This is a genomic window from Devosia enhydra, from assembly GCF_900119845.1.
In the GTDB taxonomy this organism is placed as follows: Bacteria; Pseudomonadota; Alphaproteobacteria; order Rhizobiales; family Devosiaceae; genus FPKU01.
The window spans coordinates 374,766-394,401 of the sequence record NZ_FPKU01000002.1 but is presented as its reverse complement, the minus strand read 5'-3'; the positions used below and the strand labels follow the sequence as shown (position 1 = coordinate 394,401).

19 protein-coding genes and 1 tRNA gene are annotated in these 19,636 nt (G+C 66.4%); 8 read left to right on the top strand and 12 right to left on the bottom strand.

All coding sequences use genetic code 11. The features are described from left to right. Positions 1-28: 28 nt before the first annotated feature. Positions 29-1,540, bottom strand: a complete 1,512-nt coding sequence (locus BT183_RS11015) for a tripartite tricarboxylate transporter permease (RefSeq protein WP_072342757.1) — start codon at positions 1,538-1,540, stop codon at positions 29-31. 4 nt (positions 1,541-1,544) lie between these two features. Then, complete coding sequence (locus tag BT183_RS11010) at positions 1,545-2,012, bottom strand: tripartite tricarboxylate transporter TctB family protein (RefSeq protein WP_072342754.1); 468 nt, start codon at positions 2,010-2,012, stop codon at positions 1,545-1,547. A 152-nt stretch (positions 2,013-2,164) separates the two neighbouring features. Here BT183_RS11010 and BT183_RS11005 point away from each other — a divergent pair, with 152 nt between their 5' ends. Further along, positions 2,165-2,848 (top strand): GntR family transcriptional regulator, encoded by a 684-nt coding sequence (locus tag BT183_RS11005; protein ID WP_072342751.1) that lies wholly within the window; start codon positions 2,165-2,167, stop codon positions 2,846-2,848. Between the two features lie 6 nt (positions 2,849-2,854). Here BT183_RS11005 and BT183_RS11000 read toward each other — a convergent pair whose 3' ends face one another. The 4 genes from BT183_RS11000 to BT183_RS10985 all read right to left on the bottom strand — a co-directional run bounded on the left by BT183_RS11000 (position 2,855) and on the right by BT183_RS10985 (position 7,254). Continuing rightward, positions 2,855-3,754: an isocitrate lyase/PEP mutase family protein gene (locus BT183_RS11000; RefSeq protein WP_084603455.1), complete on the bottom strand. Its 900-nt coding sequence runs from the start codon at positions 3,752-3,754 to the stop codon at positions 2,855-2,857. Between the two features lie 106 nt (positions 3,755-3,860). Continuing rightward, the gene (locus BT183_RS10995) at positions 3,861-5,363 is read right to left on the bottom strand and encodes a malonate--CoA ligase (protein WP_072342744.1); all 1,503 of its coding nucleotides are present in this window, start codon (positions 5,361-5,363) and stop codon (positions 3,861-3,863) included. A gap of 122 nt (positions 5,364-5,485) precedes the next feature. Further along, on the bottom strand, positions 5,486-6,307 hold the full coding sequence (locus tag BT183_RS10990; RefSeq protein ID WP_072342741.1) for a metallophosphoesterase family protein: 822 nt from the start codon (positions 6,305-6,307) through the stop codon (positions 5,486-5,488). After that, complete coding sequence (locus BT183_RS10985; protein ID WP_072342738.1) at positions 6,304-7,254, bottom strand: diacylglycerol/lipid kinase family protein; 951 nt, start codon at positions 7,252-7,254, stop codon at positions 6,304-6,306. The genes BT183_RS10990 and BT183_RS10985 overlap by 4 nt, the downstream gene beginning before the upstream one ends. A gap of 95 nt (positions 7,255-7,349) precedes the next feature. On the opposite strand from BT183_RS10985, the gene BT183_RS10980 reads away from it, so the two are divergent. Next, complete coding sequence (locus BT183_RS10980) at positions 7,350-8,147, top strand: phosphatase PAP2 family protein (RefSeq protein WP_072342735.1); 798 nt, start codon at positions 7,350-7,352, stop codon at positions 8,145-8,147. Here BT183_RS10980 and BT183_RS10975 read toward each other — a convergent pair. The 6 genes from BT183_RS10975 to BT183_RS10950 all read right to left on the bottom strand — a co-directional run bounded on the left by BT183_RS10975 (position 8,116) and on the right by BT183_RS10950 (position 13,360). Beyond that, positions 8,116-8,421 carry a hypothetical protein gene (locus tag BT183_RS10975; RefSeq protein ID WP_072342732.1) on the bottom strand — a complete coding sequence of 102 codons (306 nt, stop codon included), beginning with the start codon at positions 8,419-8,421 and terminating at the stop codon, positions 8,116-8,118. The genes BT183_RS10980 and BT183_RS10975 overlap by 32 nt on opposite strands. Further along, positions 8,418-9,689, bottom strand: coding sequence for a TIGR03862 family flavoprotein (locus tag BT183_RS10970; protein ID WP_072342729.1), 1,272 nt, complete (start codon positions 9,687-9,689; stop codon positions 8,418-8,420). Before BT183_RS10970 ends, BT183_RS10975 begins: the two co-directional genes overlap by 4 nt. A gap of 23 nt (positions 9,690-9,712) precedes the next feature. Further along, entirely contained in the window at positions 9,713-10,705 is a 993-nt protein-coding gene (gene corA, locus BT183_RS10965) for a magnesium/cobalt transporter CorA (protein ID WP_072342726.1), read from the bottom strand. A gap of 1,146 nt (positions 10,706-11,851) precedes the next feature. Next, positions 11,852-12,535, bottom strand: a complete 684-nt coding sequence (locus BT183_RS10960) for an outer membrane protein (protein ID WP_072342723.1) — start codon at positions 12,533-12,535, stop codon at positions 11,852-11,854. Between the two features lie 266 nt (positions 12,536-12,801). Then, positions 12,802-12,877, bottom strand: a tRNA-Ala gene (locus BT183_RS10955). 96 nt (positions 12,878-12,973) lie between these two features. Beyond that, positions 12,974-13,360, bottom strand: a complete 387-nt coding sequence (locus BT183_RS10950; protein WP_072342721.1) for a TIGR02300 family protein — start codon at positions 13,358-13,360, stop codon at positions 12,974-12,976. A 192-nt stretch (positions 13,361-13,552) separates the two neighbouring features. Between BT183_RS10950 and aroA the strand changes: the two genes are divergently transcribed. The 6 genes from aroA (at position 13,553) to BT183_RS10920 (ending at position 19,550) form a co-directional block, all read left to right on the top strand. Then, the gene (gene aroA / locus BT183_RS10945; protein ID WP_072342719.1) at positions 13,553-14,902 is read left to right on the top strand and encodes a 3-phosphoshikimate 1-carboxyvinyltransferase; all 1,350 of its coding nucleotides are present in this window, start codon (positions 13,553-13,555) and stop codon (positions 14,900-14,902) included. Then, the gene (locus BT183_RS10940) at positions 14,899-15,549 is read left to right on the top strand and encodes a (d)CMP kinase (RefSeq protein ID WP_072342717.1); all 651 of its coding nucleotides are present in this window, start codon (positions 14,899-14,901) and stop codon (positions 15,547-15,549) included. The genes aroA and BT183_RS10940 overlap by 4 nt, the downstream gene beginning before the upstream one ends. Positions 15,550-15,729: 180 nt before the next feature. Further along, positions 15,730-17,427, top strand: a complete 1,698-nt coding sequence (gene rpsA / locus BT183_RS10935; protein ID WP_072342715.1) for a 30S ribosomal protein S1 — start codon at positions 15,730-15,732, stop codon at positions 17,425-17,427. A gap of 111 nt (positions 17,428-17,538) precedes the next feature. Continuing rightward, positions 17,539-18,051, top strand: a complete 513-nt coding sequence (locus BT183_RS10930; RefSeq protein ID WP_072342713.1) for a GNAT family N-acetyltransferase — start codon at positions 17,539-17,541, stop codon at positions 18,049-18,051. 117 nt (positions 18,052-18,168) lie between these two features. Continuing rightward, positions 18,169-19,227, top strand: coding sequence for a signal peptide peptidase SppA (gene sppA / locus BT183_RS10925; RefSeq protein WP_084603454.1), 1,059 nt, complete (start codon positions 18,169-18,171; stop codon positions 19,225-19,227). 41 nt (positions 19,228-19,268) lie between these two features. After that, positions 19,269-19,550, top strand: coding sequence for an integration host factor subunit beta (locus BT183_RS10920; protein WP_072342711.1), 282 nt, complete (start codon positions 19,269-19,271; stop codon positions 19,548-19,550). The last annotated feature ends 86 nt before the right edge of the window (positions 19,551-19,636 follow it).

Below are 19,636 nucleotides of genomic sequence, written 5' to 3'. Positions count from 1 at the left end.
TCCTCCCAGAGTTGGGTTTGGTTTGGTCTCAGGCGCCTTCGCTGATGGCGCGAACGCGGAAGCGGTTGATGAAGCCCACCATCGGCAGGATGAGGATGATGGCGGCCCCGATCAGCAGGGTCAGCGAGATCGGTCGCTGGAAGAGGCTGGTGATATCGCCCTGCGACATCATCAGGGACTGGCGCAGCGCCCGCTCCATCGCATCGCCGAGCACGAAGCCGAGGATCAGCGGAGCGCTTGGGAAGCCGAGCTTGGCCATGAGGAAGCCCAGAAGCCCGAAGGCGGCGAGCAGCTCGACATCGAAGATGCGGCCCGAGACCGAATAGGCCCCGATGATGGCGAGCCCGAAGATCACCGGGAAGAGCACCCATTTGGGTACGCGCAGCAACTGGGCGAAGGCGGGCACCAGCGGCAGGTTGAGCAGCAGCAGCACCACATTGCCCACATACATCGAAGCCACGAGGCCCCAGAAGATATCGGGCGATTCGGTGATCATCAGCGGGCCGGGACGCACGCCCCACAGGATCAGCGCCGAAAGCAGGATCGCCGTGGTGCCGCCGCCCGGAATGCCCAGCGTCAGCAGCGGCACGAGCGCCCCACCGGTATCGGCATTGTTGGCGCCTTCGGGGGCCGCGAGACCCTCGGGGGCGCCATGGCCGAACATTTCCTTGCGTTTGGAAACGGCCTTTTCGATGCCATAGGCAATGAAGGAGGCGATGGCCGATCCGGCGCCGGGCAGAACCCCGATGACGAAGCCGGTGATCGAGCCGTTGACGAAGGCAAAGCGCGAGGCCTTGAGCTCCTCCCAGCTGGGCAGAAGGTTGCGGAAGCCCTTGGGCACCGGGATCAGCCGGCCTTCGGCCCGGTTCTGGATGGTGGTCATGATTTCGGCGATGGCGAAGACGCCGATCGCGATGACCACGAAATCGAGCCCGCCCAGCAGTTCGGGCCGCCCGAACGTGAAGCGCGACTGCGCGGTGAAGAGATCGATCCCGACCGTCGAGAGCCACAGCCCCACGAGCAGCGCCAGCAGGCCCTTGAGCAGCGAGGCGCCCGAGAGCAGCACCACCAGCGACAGGCCGAACACCATCAGCGCGAAGTATTCGGGCGAGCTGAACGACAGCGCGAAGCGCGCCACGGCCGGGGCCACGAGGGTCAGCAGCACGATGCCGACGGTGCCGGCGATGAAGGACGAGATGGCGGCGATGCCGAGCGCGGCGCCGGCGCGGCCCTTGAGCGCCATCTGGTAGCCATCGATGCAGCTGACAACCGAGCTCGATTCGCCCGGCATGTTGAGCAGGATCGAGGTGGTCGAGCCGCCATATTTGGCCCCGTAATAGATGCCCGCCAGCATGATGATGCCGCCGGCCGGATCCATGTTGAGGGTGAGCGGCATCAGGATGGCGATGGTCGCCGCAGGCCCGAGGCCGGGCAGGATGCCCACCACCGTGCCGAGGAAGCAGCCCAGAAAGCACCAGACGATGTTCTGGGGTTGCAGGGCGACGCCGAAGCCGTGGCCGAGCCCGTAGAGAATATCCATCGGCTCAGACTCCCAGCGGCCCTGCCGGCAGGTCGACCTGCAGCAGGATGACGAAGATGACGTGGAATGCCGCGGTGATCGCGACCGAGGCGAGGATCGCCTGCAGGAACGGGCGCTGGAACACGCCCTTGATCAAAACGAGGCAGAAGAGCGTGAAGGCGATGACGAACCCGACATGGGGCATGGACAGCGTTGCCACCACAAAGGCGGCCCAGGTGAACATCGCCCGCCCGATGCCCGGCCAGTCGATGGCTTCGCCCGGCGTGATGCCGCGCAGGATGCGCGAGACGATAAGGCCCAGCGACAAGGCGATCATCAGCCCGCCATACCAGACGGGAAAAAAGCCCGGCCCCGGGCCGCTGGGGCTCCAATAGGCATAGCCGGACCCGGTCACGAACACGAAGCCGCCCAACCCGGCAAGCGCCGCGCCGGCGATGACGTCACCGTCCCGCAGCAAGGTTTGAAAGCGCATTGTCGAAGACCTCCGCGGTTGATTATGCACTGCACGGCATTCATGTCAACATAATCGCCGTTCTTGTATGCAGGATTGGTTTTGACGTGGCAAATCAAGCCGCCTATGAATGGGGGCATCGCCTTAGCCCGGCCAGACGGACAGGAGCCGCCTTGACCAAGACCTCACGCAACAGCCTTCGCGACCAGATCGAGGGCGAGATCATCGGCGGGCAGTACCTGCCGGGCCAGAGGCTGGACGAGCTCTCCCTTGCCGAACGCTTCGGGGTGTCGCGCACCCCGGTGCGCGAGGCCCTGATGCAGCTGGCCTCGATGGGGCTGGTCGAGATCCGGCCGCGTCGGGGCGCCATCGTCGCCCAGATCGGCACTGAGCGGCTGATCCAGATGTTCGAGGTCATGGCCGAGTATGAGAGCATGGCCGGCCGCCTCGCCGCGCGCCGCCACACCGATGCCGATCGTGCCCTGATCTCGGAGCGGCACGCCGCCTGCGCCGATGCGGTCGAGCGCAATGACAGCGCCCGCTATTACGAAGAGAACGAGGCCTTCCACTTCGCCATCTATGCGGCGAGCCACAACGAGTTCCTGCGCGAGCAGGCGACCGCCCTGCATCGCCGGCTCAAGCCCTATCGGCGGCTGCGGCAGCGGTTTCGCAACCGCATGCATATTTCCTTTGCCGAGCATCAGCAGATCGTCGATGCCATCTTCGCCATGGATGGCGAGAAGGCGAGCGAGGTGCTGCGCAACCACATCATCATCCAGGGCGAGCAGTTCTCCGACTTCATCGCCTCGCTCCAGATGGATGTGCAGGCAAGGCAGGCGGGAAGCGGCCCGGCCTGAACCCGTTCATCGTCCCGAACGCGCGACGAGGTCGGCGGCCCGATCGTCATAGCTCTTTTCCCGCTCCTGGAAGGCCTTGAGACCCACCAGCGCGTAATAATCGGGCAGCGGCATCAGGGCATCGCCCAGTGCGTCGACCGACCCGGTCTCCGCAAGGCTTCCAATGGCGTTGCGCACCCCCTGGGCGGCGGCAAAGAGCGAGATCGAGGGCAGCGTCACCGCCGCAACGCCCAGTTCGCGCATGCCGGCCAGTCCGGTCGGATGCCGGCCGGCCGCCTGCGACAGGGTTGCGAAATGCGGGCCGGGGATTTCGGCGATCGAACGGGCGATCTGCTCGCGCGTATCGGCGCCCTGCGGCTTGGCCATGTCGACGCCGGCTTCGACAAAGAGCTGGCAGCGCACGATCGCGTCGTCGAGCCCGGTCAGCGACAGGCAGTCGGTGCGCGTGCCGATAAAGAAGTTCTCATCGGTGCGGGCATCGAGGGCGGCCATGATCCGGGCCAGCATGGTTTCGACCGGCACGACCTCCTTGCCCGGCAGGTAGCCGCAGCGATTGGGGAAGACCTGGTCGGAAAAGAACAGCCCCGCCGCCCCGGTCCGCTCGAAGGCCCTGACCGCCTTTGCGACATTGTGGACGCCGCCGAAGCCGGTATCGGCATCGATATAGACCGGCACCGAGACCGCATCGACGATGCGGCCATAGTGATCGGCCATGTCGCGCATGTTGGACTGCCCGCCATCGGGCTCGCCCATCATCGAGCCGATGCCGGCATAGCCGCCCGCCGTGATGGCCGGGAAGCCGGCTGCCTCGATGATGTGGGCCGAGAGCCCGTCATAGGCGCCCGGCATCACCAGCATGTCGGGCGCGGCGACGAGGTCCCGGAAGCGGCGGCGGCGGTCGGTCACGTGAATCTTCTCCGATTGCACAGATATTCACGTGTCTCAGGCGCACGCGGGCTCCAATCCTGCATACAGGATCGCAACCTGCGCACACAAGTCTACGAAAGGCGGGTCAGTCGTAGAGGGCGGCAAACATCCGGCGCAGCTCGGCCTTCTGAACCTTGCCCATGGCATTGCGCGGCAAAGCATCGACGAACAGCACCCGCTTGGGGCATTTGAACTTCGCCAGCCGACCTGAAACCGCCGCGATCACGGCCTTTTCGTCGCGCGCCGCGCCCTTTTCGGGCACGATGACGGCCGTCACCGCCTCGCCGAAATCCTTGTGGCTCAACCCGATCACGGCGCTTTCCACGACGCCCGGCAGCGCATCGATTTCGGCTTCCACTTCAATGGGATAGACGTTCAGTCCCCCGCTGATCACGAGGTCCTTGGCGCGCCCCACGATATGGACATAGCCCTTCTCGTCGATCTTCCCGAGATCTCCGGTGATGAAAAACCCGTCCGTCCGGAACTCGGCGGCGGTCTTTTCGGGCATGTTCCAATAGCCGGCAAAGACATTGGGCCCCTTGACCTCGATGCCCCCGATCTCGCCCGTCCCGAGCACCTTGCCGGTCTCGGGATCGGCGATGCGCAGATCAACGCCGGGCAGGGGAAACCCGACGCTGCCGGGAATGCGCTCGCCCTCATAGGGGTTTGAGGTGTTCATCCCCGTCTCGGTCATGCCATAGCGCTCGAGAATGGCTTCCCCGGTGCGCTCCTGCCAGGCGCGGTGCGTCTCGGCGAGGAGCGGCGCCGACCCGGAAACGAAAAGCCGCATCTTGCCAACGGCTTGCGGGGTCAGTCCGCGCTCGTCGAGCAGGCGGACATAGAAGGTGGGCACCCCCATGAGGATGGTCGCGCGATCCATCAGTCCCAAGACTTTGCCGGCATCGAAGCGGGAGAGGAAATGCATCGCCCCACCCGCCATCAGCAGGGTGTTGAGGGCAACGAACAACCCGTGGATGTGGTAGATCGGCAGGGCGTGAATGAGGATGTCATTGGCGGTGATACGCCAGTAATCCACCAGCGTTTCGGCGTTGCTGGCCAGATTGGCCTGCGTCAGCATCGCGCCCTTGGAACGCCCGGTGGTGCCCGAGGTGTAAAGGATCGCCGCCAGGTCCTGCGGCCCGCGATCGATATCGGCAAAAGTCTCGGCCTGGCCGTCGGCGAGGTCGGCCAGCGTGCCATCGCCCTTGCGCCCGAGCGTCACGATCCTGGCGCCGCCGGCAACGGCCGCCATCTCCACTTCGCGGGCCGGATCGCAGACGAAGACGGAAGGCGTCGCATCGCCGAGGAAATAGCCGATCTCCGCCGGCGTATAGGCGGTGTTGAGCGGCAGGAAGACCGCGCCGGCCCTGAGGCAGCCGAGATAGAGCATCACGACTTCAGGGGACTTTTCGAGCTGCGCGGCGACCCGATCGCCCGGCTTCACCCCCAGTCTGACGAGGGCATTGGCATAGCGGCCGGCCGCCGCGGCGAGATCGGCATGGCTCAGAACCTGCCCGCCGGCCAGCAGCAGTGCCGGAGCCTCGCCCTGTGCTCCTGCCGTCAGCCGTTCGTAAAGATAAGACCCCATCGCTCGCCTCCCTGCCGTTTCGCCGCTCGCCGGACCGGGCCTGCGGCGCTTTGCGCGCTTTTGGCGATAGGCCCTGATTCGCCGTCTCTTGTCGTGCTGTATGACAAGAAACGGGTGCAGCGTCAGACCGGTTCGCTCGCCTTGTCGCGCGTGCGCCAGGCGCCATCGCGCCATTCGCGCACGAGGATATTGATCGCTCCCGGCCCGATATCGATGAGGTTGTAGGCGTTGGATTCGCCCCGCAACCGGGTGGAAATGGCAGACGACGCCTGTGCCACGAGGATGGGCGCCACCGTCGACTGGCTCAGCCCCAGAGGCTCGCCCTCGCGGGCGTTTTCCGTGTGCCGGCGCACATAGGACAGGTGGAAATGGCCTGAAAGCACCAGCCGAACCCCGAGCCGCGCGAAGCATTCGAGCGCCTCGTCGGCCCGCTTCACCCGCTTGGTCTTCTGCATCATCGGCTCGGTGGGAAAGAGCAGGGGATGATGCGCCACGATCACCCGCACGGCATTGGGCGAGGCCCTGGAGAAACGCTCCTCGAGATCCTCGAGCTGGTCGCGCGAAATCGTGCCGTGCCCCCAGTTCCATTCGAGCCGGGCGCGCCGCGACGTGCGCATGCCCACCAGCACCACGCCGTCCATCTCGAGGAACGGCTCGGTCTCGCGGGCGATATAGTGGCGGTATAGCCCATAGGGGTCGAGGAAGCGGCGCAGGATATTGACCGCCGGCACGTCGTGATTGCCCGGCACGGCAAAGACGGGCGCGGTGAGGGTATCGAGGAAGGCGCGCGCCTGGCGGAATTCCTTGCGGGTGCCGACCTGGGTGAAATCCCCGCTCGCCACCACGAGATCGGGCGCCTGGGCGTTGATGTCGGCAGCAAAGCCTTCGGCCAGCAAGGGGTCGTGATGGCCGAAATGTAGGTCTGAGATATGCAGGATCTTCATGCGGCCTTGGCGGCTCCGATATCGATGGCCGTTTCGGCCGGCACGATGACGCTCAACGCCTTCTGGCGGATGCGGAAATCGAGGGGCGTGTGCACGGTTTCGATTTCCCCGTCCAGCATCACCTTGAGCAGCTTCTTGTGCGTGGTGATCGACACCGCCTCGACCGTATCGATGGTCAGCGCCTCGTCATCCTGCCAGCGCCCGAGCAGCATGCGGGTGGTGAGGCGGAAAACATCGGTGATGGTGAGATGGTGGACGACGTAGAGCGTCAGCGTGCCCTGGTCGAGGCTGCTGCGGGAAAAGAACTGGCCCATGCCCTCGTCATAGGAGTTGGACGCTACAGCGATGGCCTGGGCCCGTTCGATGCGCCGGGGCCCGTTATCGGCCTCGATGGCGACCGCCATGCGCCGCGCCCGCGCCAGCCGGCGGAAGAAATAGAGCAGGAAGCCGAACTTGGCCGTCGTGTCTTCCCGCCCCCTGATGCGCTCGCGACCCGCCGCGACGCCCGGAATGACCCCGATGACCACCTTGTGGAGGAAGATCCGGCCATTGACCTCGCCCACATCGATGCGATGGGTTTCCCCCGTCGCCAGCGCAGCGACGGCCCCGGGCAGGTCGAGGGGCACATGCAGGTCCTTGGCGAGGGCGTTGACGGTGCCGAGCGGCAGGATGGCGAGGCTCTTGTCGCTGTCGACCAGCGCACCGGCCAGCGCGGTGATCGTTCCGTCGCCACCCGCTGCCACGATGACATCGGCCTTGCCCTTGACCGCTTCGGCGATGCGCCGGTCGAGCGGCAGGTCGCGCCGGTCATCGATGGTTGCGGCAAGGCCCTGCGCGGCAAACAGCTGCTCGAGTTCGGCGGCGGTGACGCCGGTGGCATTGGCGGTCCCGGCGCTTGCGTTGAGCAGGACGTGATACGACTTGTTCTGCACGGTCGTCGGCTCCATCCAAATGGCTCCATCCCGGAAGGATCATCTCGGTTGGCCCAAGGAACGTGTGTCGACCCTCGGGCGTTGCGCGCAAAACTGGGGTAAAGCGTCACATGTTCCACAAAATCGTCGAATCGCATCACGCCAGGCGGGTCCGGGCCTTCATCACCGGCGAAGCGCCGCTGCTGGCGGCCATGGCCATCGTCACGGGCTTGCTGCTCGCCTTCCTGCAGATCGCCGACGAAATGGGCGAGGGCGGCCTCGAAGCTTTCGACACGGCCATCCTCATGGCCTTCCGCGATCCCGGCAATCTCGACAATGTCATCGGTCCGGCCTGGGTGCATGAGATGGTGCGCGACATCACCGCGCTCGGCAGCTTCGCGGTGCTGGGGATCGTGGTGGTGGCGGCCTGCGGCTATCTGCTGATGGCGGGCAAGCGGTCATCGGCGGTGCTGATCCTCGTCTCGGTGCTTGGCGGAACCCTTCTCAGCACCGTGCTCAAGATGGGCTATGACAGGCCCCGTCCCGACCTCGCCGTGATGTCGCACCAGTTTACGGCAAGTTTTCCGAGCGGGCATGCAATGCTCTCGGCGGTGACGTTCCTGACGCTCGGCGCCATCCTCGCCGGCATCGCGCCCAATCGGCGGCTGCAGATCTTCGCGGTGAGCGCAGCCATCCTCCTGACGCTGCTGGTGGGTACGAGCCGGGTCTTCATGGGCGTCCATTATCCCAGCGACGTGCTGGCCGGCTGGTCGATCGGTGCCGCCTGGGCGCTGTTCTGTAGCGCGGTGGCCATCGTGCTGCGGCGCCTGGGCAAGGTCGACGCGCCGGCCCATCATGATAGCGCCGCGCAGGCTGCCGGGGACAGTGCCGAGGGCTTTACGGCCCCGGACGCAGGGCGGCCATCATGACGAGCAGCGCCACAACGAGGATGCCGGCTGCGATCAGCACGTAGCGCAGCGGGAAGATGCTGCGCGTGGGGCGCGGATCGGCTGCGGGGGCGCGGCCGGTGCCGCCTCGCGGCAGCGCGTTGGCCTCAAGGGCGAGCTCCTGCCGGTCGGGCGGAAATCCGGCGGCCTCGGCATCGGCGGTGAGCGGGACGGCGGCGGGATCGGGGAAATCGACCTTGTCGCGGGTCTCGCCTTTGTCGATCCGCTGGCGCAGCTGTTCGGGCGTTTCTGTCATTTCGGGCTCCCTGCGCCGGCATCGGGCGCAAGGGAAGGACGTGGCTCCGACCGCGAGGTTCCCCCGGGCCCATCCTCTGCCAACCAGTCGAGCAGCCCGAGCGCGGCGGCGCGGCCGGTGGCCATGGAGGCGGTGAGGAGGTAGCCACCGGTCGGTGCCTCCCAGTCCAGCATCTCGCCGGCAACGAAGATTCCCGGCAGCGCCCTCAGCATGAAGCGCGGATCGACGCCGTCCCAGACGATGCCGCCGGCCGAGGAAATCGCCCTGTCGATGGGCTGGGTGGCGGTAAGCGGCAGCGGCAGGTGCTTGATGGCATGGGCAAGGGCCGAGGCGTCGAGCCCGGCCGCGTTGGGGACGCATTCACGCACCAGCCCGGCCTTGACGCCCTCGAGACGGGCGCCCTTGCGCAGGCGGTTGGCAAAGCTCGCCTGGCGCGGCTGGCGGGCAAATTCAGCGGCGAGCCGCTCGAGGGGACGGTCGGGGGCGAGATCGAGCGTGAGGGTGGCGGTGCCTTCGGCCGCGAGCCTTTCGCGCAGGCGCGCCGAATGGGCATAGACGAGGCTGCCCTCGATGCCCGAGGCGGTGACGACGAATTCGCCCGCAGCGGCATCGCCCGTGACCCGCACGGACTTGACCGGCGCCCCGGCGAAGCGCTCGGCAAAGATCGGGCTCCAGGGAACGCGAAAGCCGCAATTGGCGGGCTGGAAGGGCGCAATCGCGACGCCCTTTGCCCTGAGCCACGGCACCCAGACGGCATCCGAGCCCAGCCGCGGCCAGCTGGCGCCGCCAAGGGCGAGGAGCACGGCATCGAAACGCTCTTCCGTTGGCCCCGCAGGGGTCTCGAACAGCAGGGCGGAGCCGGCAAATCCCGTCCAGCGATGGCGCGTCTTTACGGCGACGCCCTGCTCCGCCAGTCGCCCGAGCCAGGCCCGCAGCAAGGGCGAGGCCTTCATCGCGGTGGGAAAGACACGGCCCGAGGAGCCCACGAAGGTCTCGATGCCGAGCTCCGTGCACCAGGCGGTGAGGTCGGCTGCGGTGAAGCCATCGAGGGCGTCGCGCAGGCGGGGCGCGGCGGGCCCGTAGCGGGTGACCAGCCGCTCGTGGGGCTCGGCATGGGTGATGTTGAGCCCCGACTTGCCGGCCATCAGGAACTTGCGCGCCACCGTGGGCATGGCATCGTAAACGATGACCGCGTGCCCATGGCAGGCAAGGGTTTCGGCCGCCATGAGCCCGGCTGGCCCCGCCCCGATGATCCCGATCCGTGCCATGCCTCCGCCTCCCGCCCGCGCCGTCAGAGCCAGCCCTTGCGCTTGAAGAAGAGGTAGGGCAGCGCCGCCGAGAGCACCATCAGCCCCAGCGCGAAGGGGTAGCCGAAGGGCCATGAGAGCTCGGGCATGATCTCGAAATTCATGCCGTAGATCGAGGCGACGAGGGTGGGCGGCAGGAAGACCACGGCCGCCACCGAGAAGATCTTGATGATGCCGTTCTGCTCGAGATTGATCAGCCCCAGCGTCGCATCGAGGAGGAAACTCAGCCGCCCGATCAGGGTGTTAGCGTGCTCGCCCAGCGCCGCCGCATCGCGCTGCACCGCCTTGAGCAGGGATTTAGCCTCCTTGCCGGCCGGCCCGATGCGGCGGCCCTGCGGCTCGACGGCCACGTGATAGGAGGAGAGCCGCCCCATGCTGACGAGGCTTTCCTTGACGAGGGTCAGCATCTCGGCCTTGCGCCCGATCTGCTCGATGAGAGTGCGCAGATCCTCGGTCTTCTTGCTGACCTTGCGTGTCTTGTTGCCGAAAACGCGGCGCGAGAGCTGGTCGATCTCGTCGCCGACGCGTTCGAGCGCATCGGCGGTGCGGTCGCCCAGGGCTTCGAGCAGGCCCACCATCACCTGCTCGCCATCGCCCGAAAGCGTCTCCTGCTGGCGCTGGGCGCGATTGCGATAGGCGGTGAAGGGGCGCGGATCGGCCCAGCGCACGGTGACGAGCGTGCGGGCCTTGAGGATGAACGTCACAGGCGCCTTAACCGGCTCGTCGCTGTCGAGATTGGCCAGCGCCGTCATGGTCATGAACTCGGCCCCGGCCTCCTGATAGAGACGCGATGAGAGCTCGATCTCCTGCATCTCGTCGCGCGAGGGAATGGCGATGCCCAGCCAGCTCTCGACCTGCCGATCTTCCTCGGTCGTGGGATTGAGCAGGTCGATCCACACCCAGTCGGCGGCCCCGGTGGCCCCGGGCGCCGTATCCTCGACGAGAAGCCCGTGGCGGCAGAAAAAGGCTCTGAGCATGGCGGGTCTCCCGAAAGTCTCGTGCCCGCGACATCTGGCACGGTGGGAGACCGACCGCAATGCAGCGAGCCCGCATCGCCGAAAGACCTGCGGGTTTGCCGCAGCCGGACGCGCCGGCAGGGCGTTGCCCATCCGGGTTTGGGAAAGGTTGGGCGGCCCGGCGAGACGGTTCGCCTCGAAGCGGGTGGTCCGCAGTATGGTGAGACTTGCGCCTCGCCGGGTGTTCGGGATTTTTGGCTTGGTCGGGATGCGAACGGGGCGTCTGGGCTATGTCCCCGGGTCCCGGGAGTGTTGAGCTCCCGTCCTGGCCTTGGCCCTCTGGCCATACACATCATCGACGGCCTGCAGGCCCGCGACCGGCCCCGCACCCGCATCCCACCCCGATCTTTGCCATTCGAGCCTAGCTCTCATGGCCTTCTCCCCTCAAATCGCTCCACTGGAGCGATTTGGCCTGCGGCACGGCTCGAAGTGTCGCGACACCGCCCGGGTAGGAGATGAGGCGCATTATGGCGGTGGTGGGTGGGGGTGGGGATAAGTTGGGGATGGGGGTGGTGCGCGCTGAGCAAAGTGGGAGGGGCGCAGGAGCGAGATAGCGCTGCGAGTGGGAAGGGGCGTTCGGTGTGCCCGGCCCTCGTCCTTCGAGACGCCCCTACAGGGGCTCCCCAGGATGAGGACCTCGGTAAATTGCGGGGGATCTCATGGTGAGGAGCGGCGCCAGCGCGGCGCGCCGGGTGAGGGGGCCTTGCGATCTTGCGTGGGGCGAGACCCCTCACCCTGGCCCTCTCCCCGGTGGGGAGAGGGGACGCGGGAGCCGAGATCGCGCTGTGAGTGGGAAGGGCCGTTGGGTGTGCCCGGCCCTCGTCCTTCGAGACGCCCCTGCGCCGAGCCATTCGCGCATAGCGCTCATAGCCTTCCTGCGCTCCGGTCGCTCCACCGGAGCGCCCGGTCCGTGCGGCTCGCTTGGAAGCCTCAGGATGAGGACCTCTGTGATTGTAGGTGAGATCTCGTGGTGAGGAGCGGCGCAGCCGCGTCGCGAACCATGGGGGAGGCCGCTGTTCTGCCCTCCGTCCCTCGAGACCCCCCGCGCGAAAAGCAAAAAGGCAGCCGTGAGGGCTGCCTTTTCGAAAAGCGTGGAGATCGCGGCGATCAGAAGTGGAAGTTGGCGCCGATCTTGATGGTCGAGACGGTGATCGCGGCATCGGCCGAGAAGGGAGCCGCGTCGTAGGAGGCGGTGCCCAGATCGTGGTAGAGATATTCGGCCTTGAGCGAGACGTTCTCGGCGACCATGGCCTCGGCGCCCAGACCGACGACCCAGCCGGTGTGGGTGGCGTTGCCTTCAAAGCTCGGGCCGCCCACGAAATCGATGCCCGTGGTGCCGCCGGCAAAGGCCACGCCGCCCGTCGCATAGACGAGGAAGGCATCGGCGGCAAAGCCGACGCGGCCGCGCAGGGTGGCGAGCCAGTCGATCGAGTTGTAGATGGTGCCGGGCGAACCGCCATTCGGGATCGAGCCATTGATGTCGGCCCAGGCGATATCGCCTTCGACACCGATCACGATGCCGCCGAGATCATGGTTGTAACCAGCCTGGACGCCCGCGACCCAGCCTTCGGTGTCGAACTCGGCCGAGCCGGTACCGCCGGCGGTGATGGTGCCATCAACGCTGCCGAAGCCGTAGCCGACATGGCCGCCGACGTAACCGCCGGTCCAGCTCATGGCAGGCGATTCGGGAATGAAGGGCTGCTGGGGAACGTAGAGGTCAGCAGCGTGAGCCGAGACGGTCAAAACGGCCAGGGTGGCGACCGAAGCGCCGAGCTTGAGAGCAATGTTCATCTTGGAAAAGTCCTGAGCTGACAGTGATACTGCCGCTTTTCTGCACCCTTCATGCCCAATTGCCAACCCATATAAGGCATCATTTCGACAACAAGACCCTCACTGTGGCCGTATGACAACAGCAGCGCTGAAAGATTAACAAGATGTTGCGGAGCGCCGATGGCACGATGTGCCGGCGTCTCTGGCGATAACTGCGCAAAATGAAAAAGACCCGGCGCGAGGCCGGGTCTTTTTCAGATCCAGATCCGTTACCGGACCCTTGTGGATGGTGGAGCCAATCGGAATCGAACCGACGACCTCTTGAATGCCATTCAAGCGCTCTCCCAACTGAGCTATGGCCCCGAAACCTGGGCACTTCGCTACGGTCCGAACCGGACCGCTTCGAAGCGGTGCCCCCTAATATTCAAGCTCCCGGAGGGATGCAAGGGGCAAAACGCACTATCTTTCGTCGTTGCCGCCCCCGACGTCGAAGTCGAGATTTTCATCCTCGTCCTCATCTTCCTCAAGGAAGACGTCGGCATCGTCGTCGCCGATATCCTCGACGTCCTCGACATCCTCGACATCGGGGATCTCGTCCTCGGCGGCATCCTCGGTCTCGGCGTCCTCGAGAGACACGATCTCGGGGGCGTTGGGATCGGCGGCCTCGTCGACCTCGACCTCTTCGGTTTCCTCGTCCTCTTCAGCCCGATAGCGCGGCACGCGCGCTTCGCTGAGCAGGAACACCTTGCCGCAATTGGGGCAGAGGATGGGATCGCGATTGAGGTCGTAGAACTTGGTGCCGCAATGCAGGCACTGCCGCTTGGTGCCGCGCTCTGAACTGGCCAATCTGGGTCCTCATCTGTAGGGGGTGCTGTGGTGGGTCCGGTTATTGCCAAAGCCGGGGACTGTCAAACGCTAAATGGTTCGCCAAAGCGGCCAAGACAGGGCCGGGCCGCGCGGCGCTGGGCGCTGGCCTCGGGCGGGGCGCCCGTGCTAAGCCGACCGGGCTTTCCATCGACCAGCGCCGACGGCCCACAGATGTCCCATTCCGCCAGCCCGCCCCGCCCCCTCCGCTCGGCCAAGGCCGCCCCGCTTTCGGGCCGCTTCCGGGTGCCTGGGGACAAGTCCATTTCCCACCGCGCCTTCATGTTCGGCGCCATGGCCGAAGGCGAGACGCTGATCGACGGGCTGCTCGAGGGCGATGACGTGCTGGCCACCGGCAAGGCCATGCAGGCACTCGGAGCCAGCATCGAAAAGCGCGGCGATCGCTGGCACGTGCACGGGCTGGGGGTCGGAGGCTTTCTCGAACCCAGGCACGATCTCGATTTCGGCAATGCCGGCACAGGCGCGCGGCTCACCATGGGGCTGGTGGGCGGCTATGGCTTTACCACGCGCTTTGTGGGCGATGCGTCACTGTCGAGCCGGCCGATGAAGCGGGTGCTCGATCCGCTGCGCGCCATCGGGGTGGAGGTGGTGGAGCACCATGACAACAAGCTGCCCATAGCGCTCCGGGGACCCAAGGCGCCGCTGCCGATCAGCTACCGGGTGCCCATGGCCTCGGCGCAGGTCAAATCCTGCGTGCTGCTGGCGGGCCTCGTCATCCCGGGCACCACGGTGGTGATCGAGCCGATCATGACGCGCGACCATACCGAAAAGATGCTCGAGGGGTTCGGCGCAGAGATTTCGGTCGAGACCGACAGTGAAGGGGTGCGCACCATCAGGGTGGAGGGGCTGCCAAAGCTCACCGGCCAGCACGTGGTGGTGCCGGGCGATCCGTCCTCGGCCGCCTTCCCGATTGTCGCCGGGCTCATCGTGCCGGGTGCCGACATCGTGATCGAGAACGTGCTGATGAACCCCACCCGCACCGGCCTCATCACCACCTTGCAGGAGATGGGCGGGGATATCGAACTCATCGACCAGCGGCAGTCGGGCGGGGAAGACGTCGCCGATCTGCGGGTGCGCCATTCGCGGCTCAGGGGCGTGACCGTGCCGGCCGAGCGGGCCCCCTCGATGATCGACGAATATCCGGTTCTGGCGGTAGCGGCCGCCTATGCCGAGGGCGAGACGCTGATGGAAGGGCTCGAGGAATTGCGGGTAAAGGAGAGCGACCGGCTCGCCGCCGTGGCGCGCGGGCTCGAGGTCAATGGCGTCGCGTGCGTCGAGGGGCCGGAGAGCCTCCTCGTGCGCGGCACCGGCCGGGTGGCGGGCGGGGGGGTGGTCAGGACCCATCTCGATCATCGCATCGCCATGAGCTTCCTCGTGCTCGGCATGGCCTCGGACCAGCCGGTGACGGTGGATGACGAGCGCATGATCGCCACGAGCTTTCCCGATTTCGTGCCCGGCATGACCCGGCTCGGCGCCGCCTTTACGCCAGGAACCGCGGCGTGATCATCGCGGTGGATGGCCCGGCCGCCTCGGGCAAGGGGACGCTGGCGGCGGCGCTGGCCCGCCATTACGGCCTGCCCCATCTCGACACGGGCCTGCTCTATCGCGCCGTGGGCCGGGCGATCGAGGCCTATTCCGATGCGCCCGATTTCGAGGCGCGCGCCATCGCGGCGGCGGGGGCGGTCGATACCGGCCATCTCGATCCGGCCATCCTTTCGGCCCAGCCCTATGGCGAGCTGGCGAGCCGGGTGGCGGTGATCGGGGCGGTACGCCAGGCGCTGTTCGATTTCCAGCGCCAGTTCGCGCTGCAGCCCGGCGGGGCCGTGCTCGACGGGCGCGACATCGGCACGAAAATCTGCCCGGAAGCCGATGTGAAGCTCTTCATCGATGCCGACAGCAAGGCGCGCATGGAGCGGCGGGCGCGCCAGTACGAGGCGCGCGGGCTCACGGTCAACCGCTACGAGCTCTACCACCAGATCGAGGCGCGCGACGCGCGCGACCGCGCCAATCCCAATGGCGGCTTCTTTCCGGCCCCCGATGCGCACTTGCTCGATACGACCCGATTGGATATAGAGGCCGCATTCCGCGCGGCCGTCGCTCTCGTCGACGGTGCCATGGCCCGCAAGGCCGGACCCTCCGGGGCTTCGTAAATCAACCCTTGCGGCCTGCCCCGGACGGTGCATCCCTGCCGGCCGCGACGAATGACATCATGAACAGAATAGATCGCGATCAGGTCCCGCGCGCCGGGTCGTCCGGCTCATCGCCGGCGACTGGACCTGATCCGGCTTTCATCGTTCCAACCCCCGCATACGGCGTGACTGGAGACCGATTTGGCACAGCAGACTGTGACGAAAGACGATTTCGAAGCCCTTCTGATGAATTCGTTCGTCGACAACGAGCCCTTGGAAGGGGCCGTGGTCAAGGGCCGTGTGGTGGCGATCGAGAAGGATCTCGCCATCATCGACGTGGGCCTCAAGACCGAAGGCCGCGTTCCGCTCAAGGAATTCGGGCAGGCCGGCCGTGACGGCACCATCCAGGTGGGCTCCGAGGTCGAGGTCTATGTCGACCGCGTCGAGAACGCCATGGGCGAAGCCGTGCTCAGCCGCGACAAGGCCCGTCGCGAAGAGAGCTGGGTCAAGCTCGAAGAGAAGTACACCGCCAACGAGCGCGTCGAAGGCGTCATCTTCAACCAGGTCAAGGGCGGCTTCACGGTCGACCTCGAAGGCGCCGTCGCTTTCTTGCCGCGCTCGCAGGTGGATATCCGCCCGATCCGCGACATCGCGCCGCTGATGAACGTGCCGCAGCCCTTCCAGATCCTCAAGATGGACAAGCGCCGCGGCAATATCGTCGTCTCGCGTCGCGCCATTCTCGAAGAGTCGCGCGCCGAGCAGCGTTCGGAAATCGTCCAGCAGCTCGAAGAGGGCCAGGTGGTCGACGGCGTGGTCAAGAACATCACCGATTACGGTGCGTTCGTCGACCTCGGCGGCATCGATGGCCTGCTGCACGTCACCGACATCGCATGGCGCCGCGTCAACCATCCCACCGAGGTGCTCTCGATCGGCGAGACCATCAAGGTGCAGATCGTTCGCATCAACCATGAGAGCCACCGCATCTCGCTCGGCATGAAGCAGCTTCAGGCCGATCCGTGGGAAGGCATCGAGGCCAAGTATCCGGTTGGCGTCAAGTTCACCGGCCGCGTGACCAACATCACCGATTACGGTGCGTTCGTGGAACTGGAGCCGGGCATCGAAGGCCTGATCCACGTTTCCGAGATGAGCTGGACCAAGAAGAACGTCCATCCGGGCAAGATCGTCTCCACCTCGCAGGAAGTGGAAGTGATGGTGCTCGAGGTCGATCCCGACAAGCGCCGCATCTCGCTGGGCCTCAAGCAGACCTTGCAGAACCCGTGGGAAGCGTTTGCCGACAAGTACCCGATCGGCGCCACCGTCGAAGGCGAAGTCAAGAACAAGACCGAGTTCGGCCTGTTCATCGGCCTCGATGGCGACGTGGACGGCATGGTGCACCTGTCGGACCTCGACTGGCAGAAGTCGGGCGAGATCGCTCTCGACGACTACAACCGTGGCGACATGGTCAAGGCCAAGGTGCTCGACGTCGATATCGACAAGGAGCGCATCTCGCTCGGTATCAAGCAGCTCGCCACCAGCGAAGTTGCCGACCAGGGCGGCGATGGCATCCGCAAGGGCTCGGTCGTCACCGGTACGGTGACCGAGGTCAATGACGGGGGCATCGAGGTCCGTATCGCCGACAGCGAGATGACCGCGTTCATCCGCCGCGCCGATCTCAGCCGCGATCGCAACGACCAGCGCCCCGAGCGCTTCGCCAAGGGCGACAAGGTCGATGCGCGCGTCACCCAGTACGACCGCAAGACCCAGCGCATCCAGCTCTCCATCAAGGCGCTGGAAATCGCCGAGGAAAAGGAAGCCGTGGCTGCCTATGGCTCGTCGGATTCGGGCGCTTCGCTCGGCGACATCCTGGGCGCCGCCCTCAAGGGCCGCGACAGCAACTGATCCTGATGACCGGGGACGCCGTGCTGGCGCCCCCGGATTTCTCCGGCCCCGGTACGCAGCTTCCCCAAGGGAGCCGCTGCCGGGGCCGATTGGTTTTGCGAGGGTGCCATCATGGCCCAATCCCCGGCCTTCGTCTGGCGCCCCATGGCTGCCGATGATCTGCCTGCCATCCAGGCCATCGCCGATCGCGTGCATCCCGATTTCTTCGAAGCGCCCGCAGTGCTGGCGGAAAAATTCGCGCTGGCGCCCGAGGGCTGCCGCGTGCTGGAAGCCGAAGCGGGCGGGCTTGCGGGCTATGTGTTTTCCCACCCCTGGCTGCGGGGCGCCGTGCCGGCGCTCAACGCTCCGCTCGGGGGCCTGCCCGAGACGGCCGATTGCTGGTACATCCACGACCTGGCGCTTCTGCCCCAAGCGCGCGGCAGCGGGGCGGCCGGGCGCTGCATCGCCGATCTTGTCGCCCTTGCGCAGAAGGCGGGAATGGCACGGATCAGCCTCGTGGCCGTCAACGGGTCGATCCCGTTCTGGAGCCGGCAGGGCTTTGGCGTGGTCGATGCCCCGCATCTGGCGCCAAAGCTCGCGGCCTATGAAGCGGCGGCGCGGCTGATGGAGCGGCCCGTCGGCTGAGCTTGCTTTTGCCGCAACCGGCGCGTAAGCGCCTTTCTGTCGCGTTGCCGGACGGACGCCCGATCCAGTGCGCCGCGAACCCTATCGTGTCTGCCATCAAGACCAGCGGGGCCTGCCATGACGTCTCCTTCCGATAGCGACGGCCCGCCGCCGCCCCAGTCAAACACCTGGGAGCGCGCCAGTTCGGGTGCCGGAGTGGCCCCCGACGCCGCTGCGACCGATGCCGCATTTGCGCCCGAGCCGCGGCACCAGACCGCTCATCTGCTTGCCGCGCTCGACCGGCTCCGGCGCTCGCGCCGGCTGTGGCGGGTGCTGTTCGTGGTGGCGCTGCTCGTGGCTGCCCTCGCGGCGACGGCCCGCTTTGCCGGGCCGGGGCGCGAGACCGGCGACCAGATCGCCCGCATCGGCATAGACGGCACCATCCTCACCGAACGCACGCGGCTGCGCACCATCGAGCGCATCGCCGAGGACGATCGGGTGAAGGCGGTGATCATCGACATCAATTCCCCCGGCGGCACCACGGCGGGCGGCGAGGAGCTCTATGAGGCGCTGTCGCGGCTGCGGGCCGAAAAGCCCGTGGTCGCGGTGATCCGCGAACTGGGTGCCTCGGCCGCCTATATGACGGCGATCGCCGCCGACCGCATCGTGGCGCGGCGGCTTTCGATCGTGGGCTCGATCGGGGTGCTCTACCAGCATGTCGATGCCGGCAAGCTCTTCGATACGATCGGCATCGACCTCGACAAGGTGGCCACCGGGCCGCTCAAGGCCGAGCCGTCCTTCGACGAACCGATCAGCCCGCCCGTGCGCCAGTCGCTGCAGGCGCTGGTCGATGATTCCTTTGCCTGGTTCGTCGACATCGTGGCCGAACGCCGCGGGTTGGAGCGGCCGGTGGTGCTGGGGCTTGCCGATGGCCGCATCATGACCGGGCGGGTCGGGGTGGAAACCGGGCTGATCGACGCCAATGGCGGGGAGCAGGAAGCCATCGCCTGGCTCGAGGCGGAGCGCGACGTGGCCGAGGACCTGCCCATCATCACCTGGTATCCGGTGCCATCGAGCCCGCTCGGCGATCTCGGCCAGTGGCTGGGTGGCCAGATGCGCGCGACAATCGGCCTTCCCGCCTCCGGACCGATCGCGCTTGACGGGCTGGTCTCGCTTTGGCAGGTTGGTCCGGCATGACGGGACCCGCACGGGCGGGGGAGGAAGGCCGGGGAGCGGCGATGATCAAGTCCGAACTGGTCCAGAAGCTTGCCGAGGAAAATCCGCATCTTTTCCAGCGTGATATCGAGAATATCGTCAACGCCATTCTCGATGAGATCGGCGATGCCATGGCACGCGGCGACCGCGTCGAACTCAGGGGCTTCGGCGCCTTCTCGGTCAAGAACCGGCCGGCCCGCGTCGGACGCAACCCGCGCACCGGCGAGCAGGTCGAAGTCGACGAGAAATACGTGCCGCAATTCAAGGCGGGCAAGGAAATCCGTGAGCGGCTCAACAACGCCTAGAGCGCTGCGAGGAAAAGTGGCGACGGTTTTCCGGTTCGGAAGCGCCGCACATCACGAGCATGAGTGGCTTTGCCGTTTCAACGAGA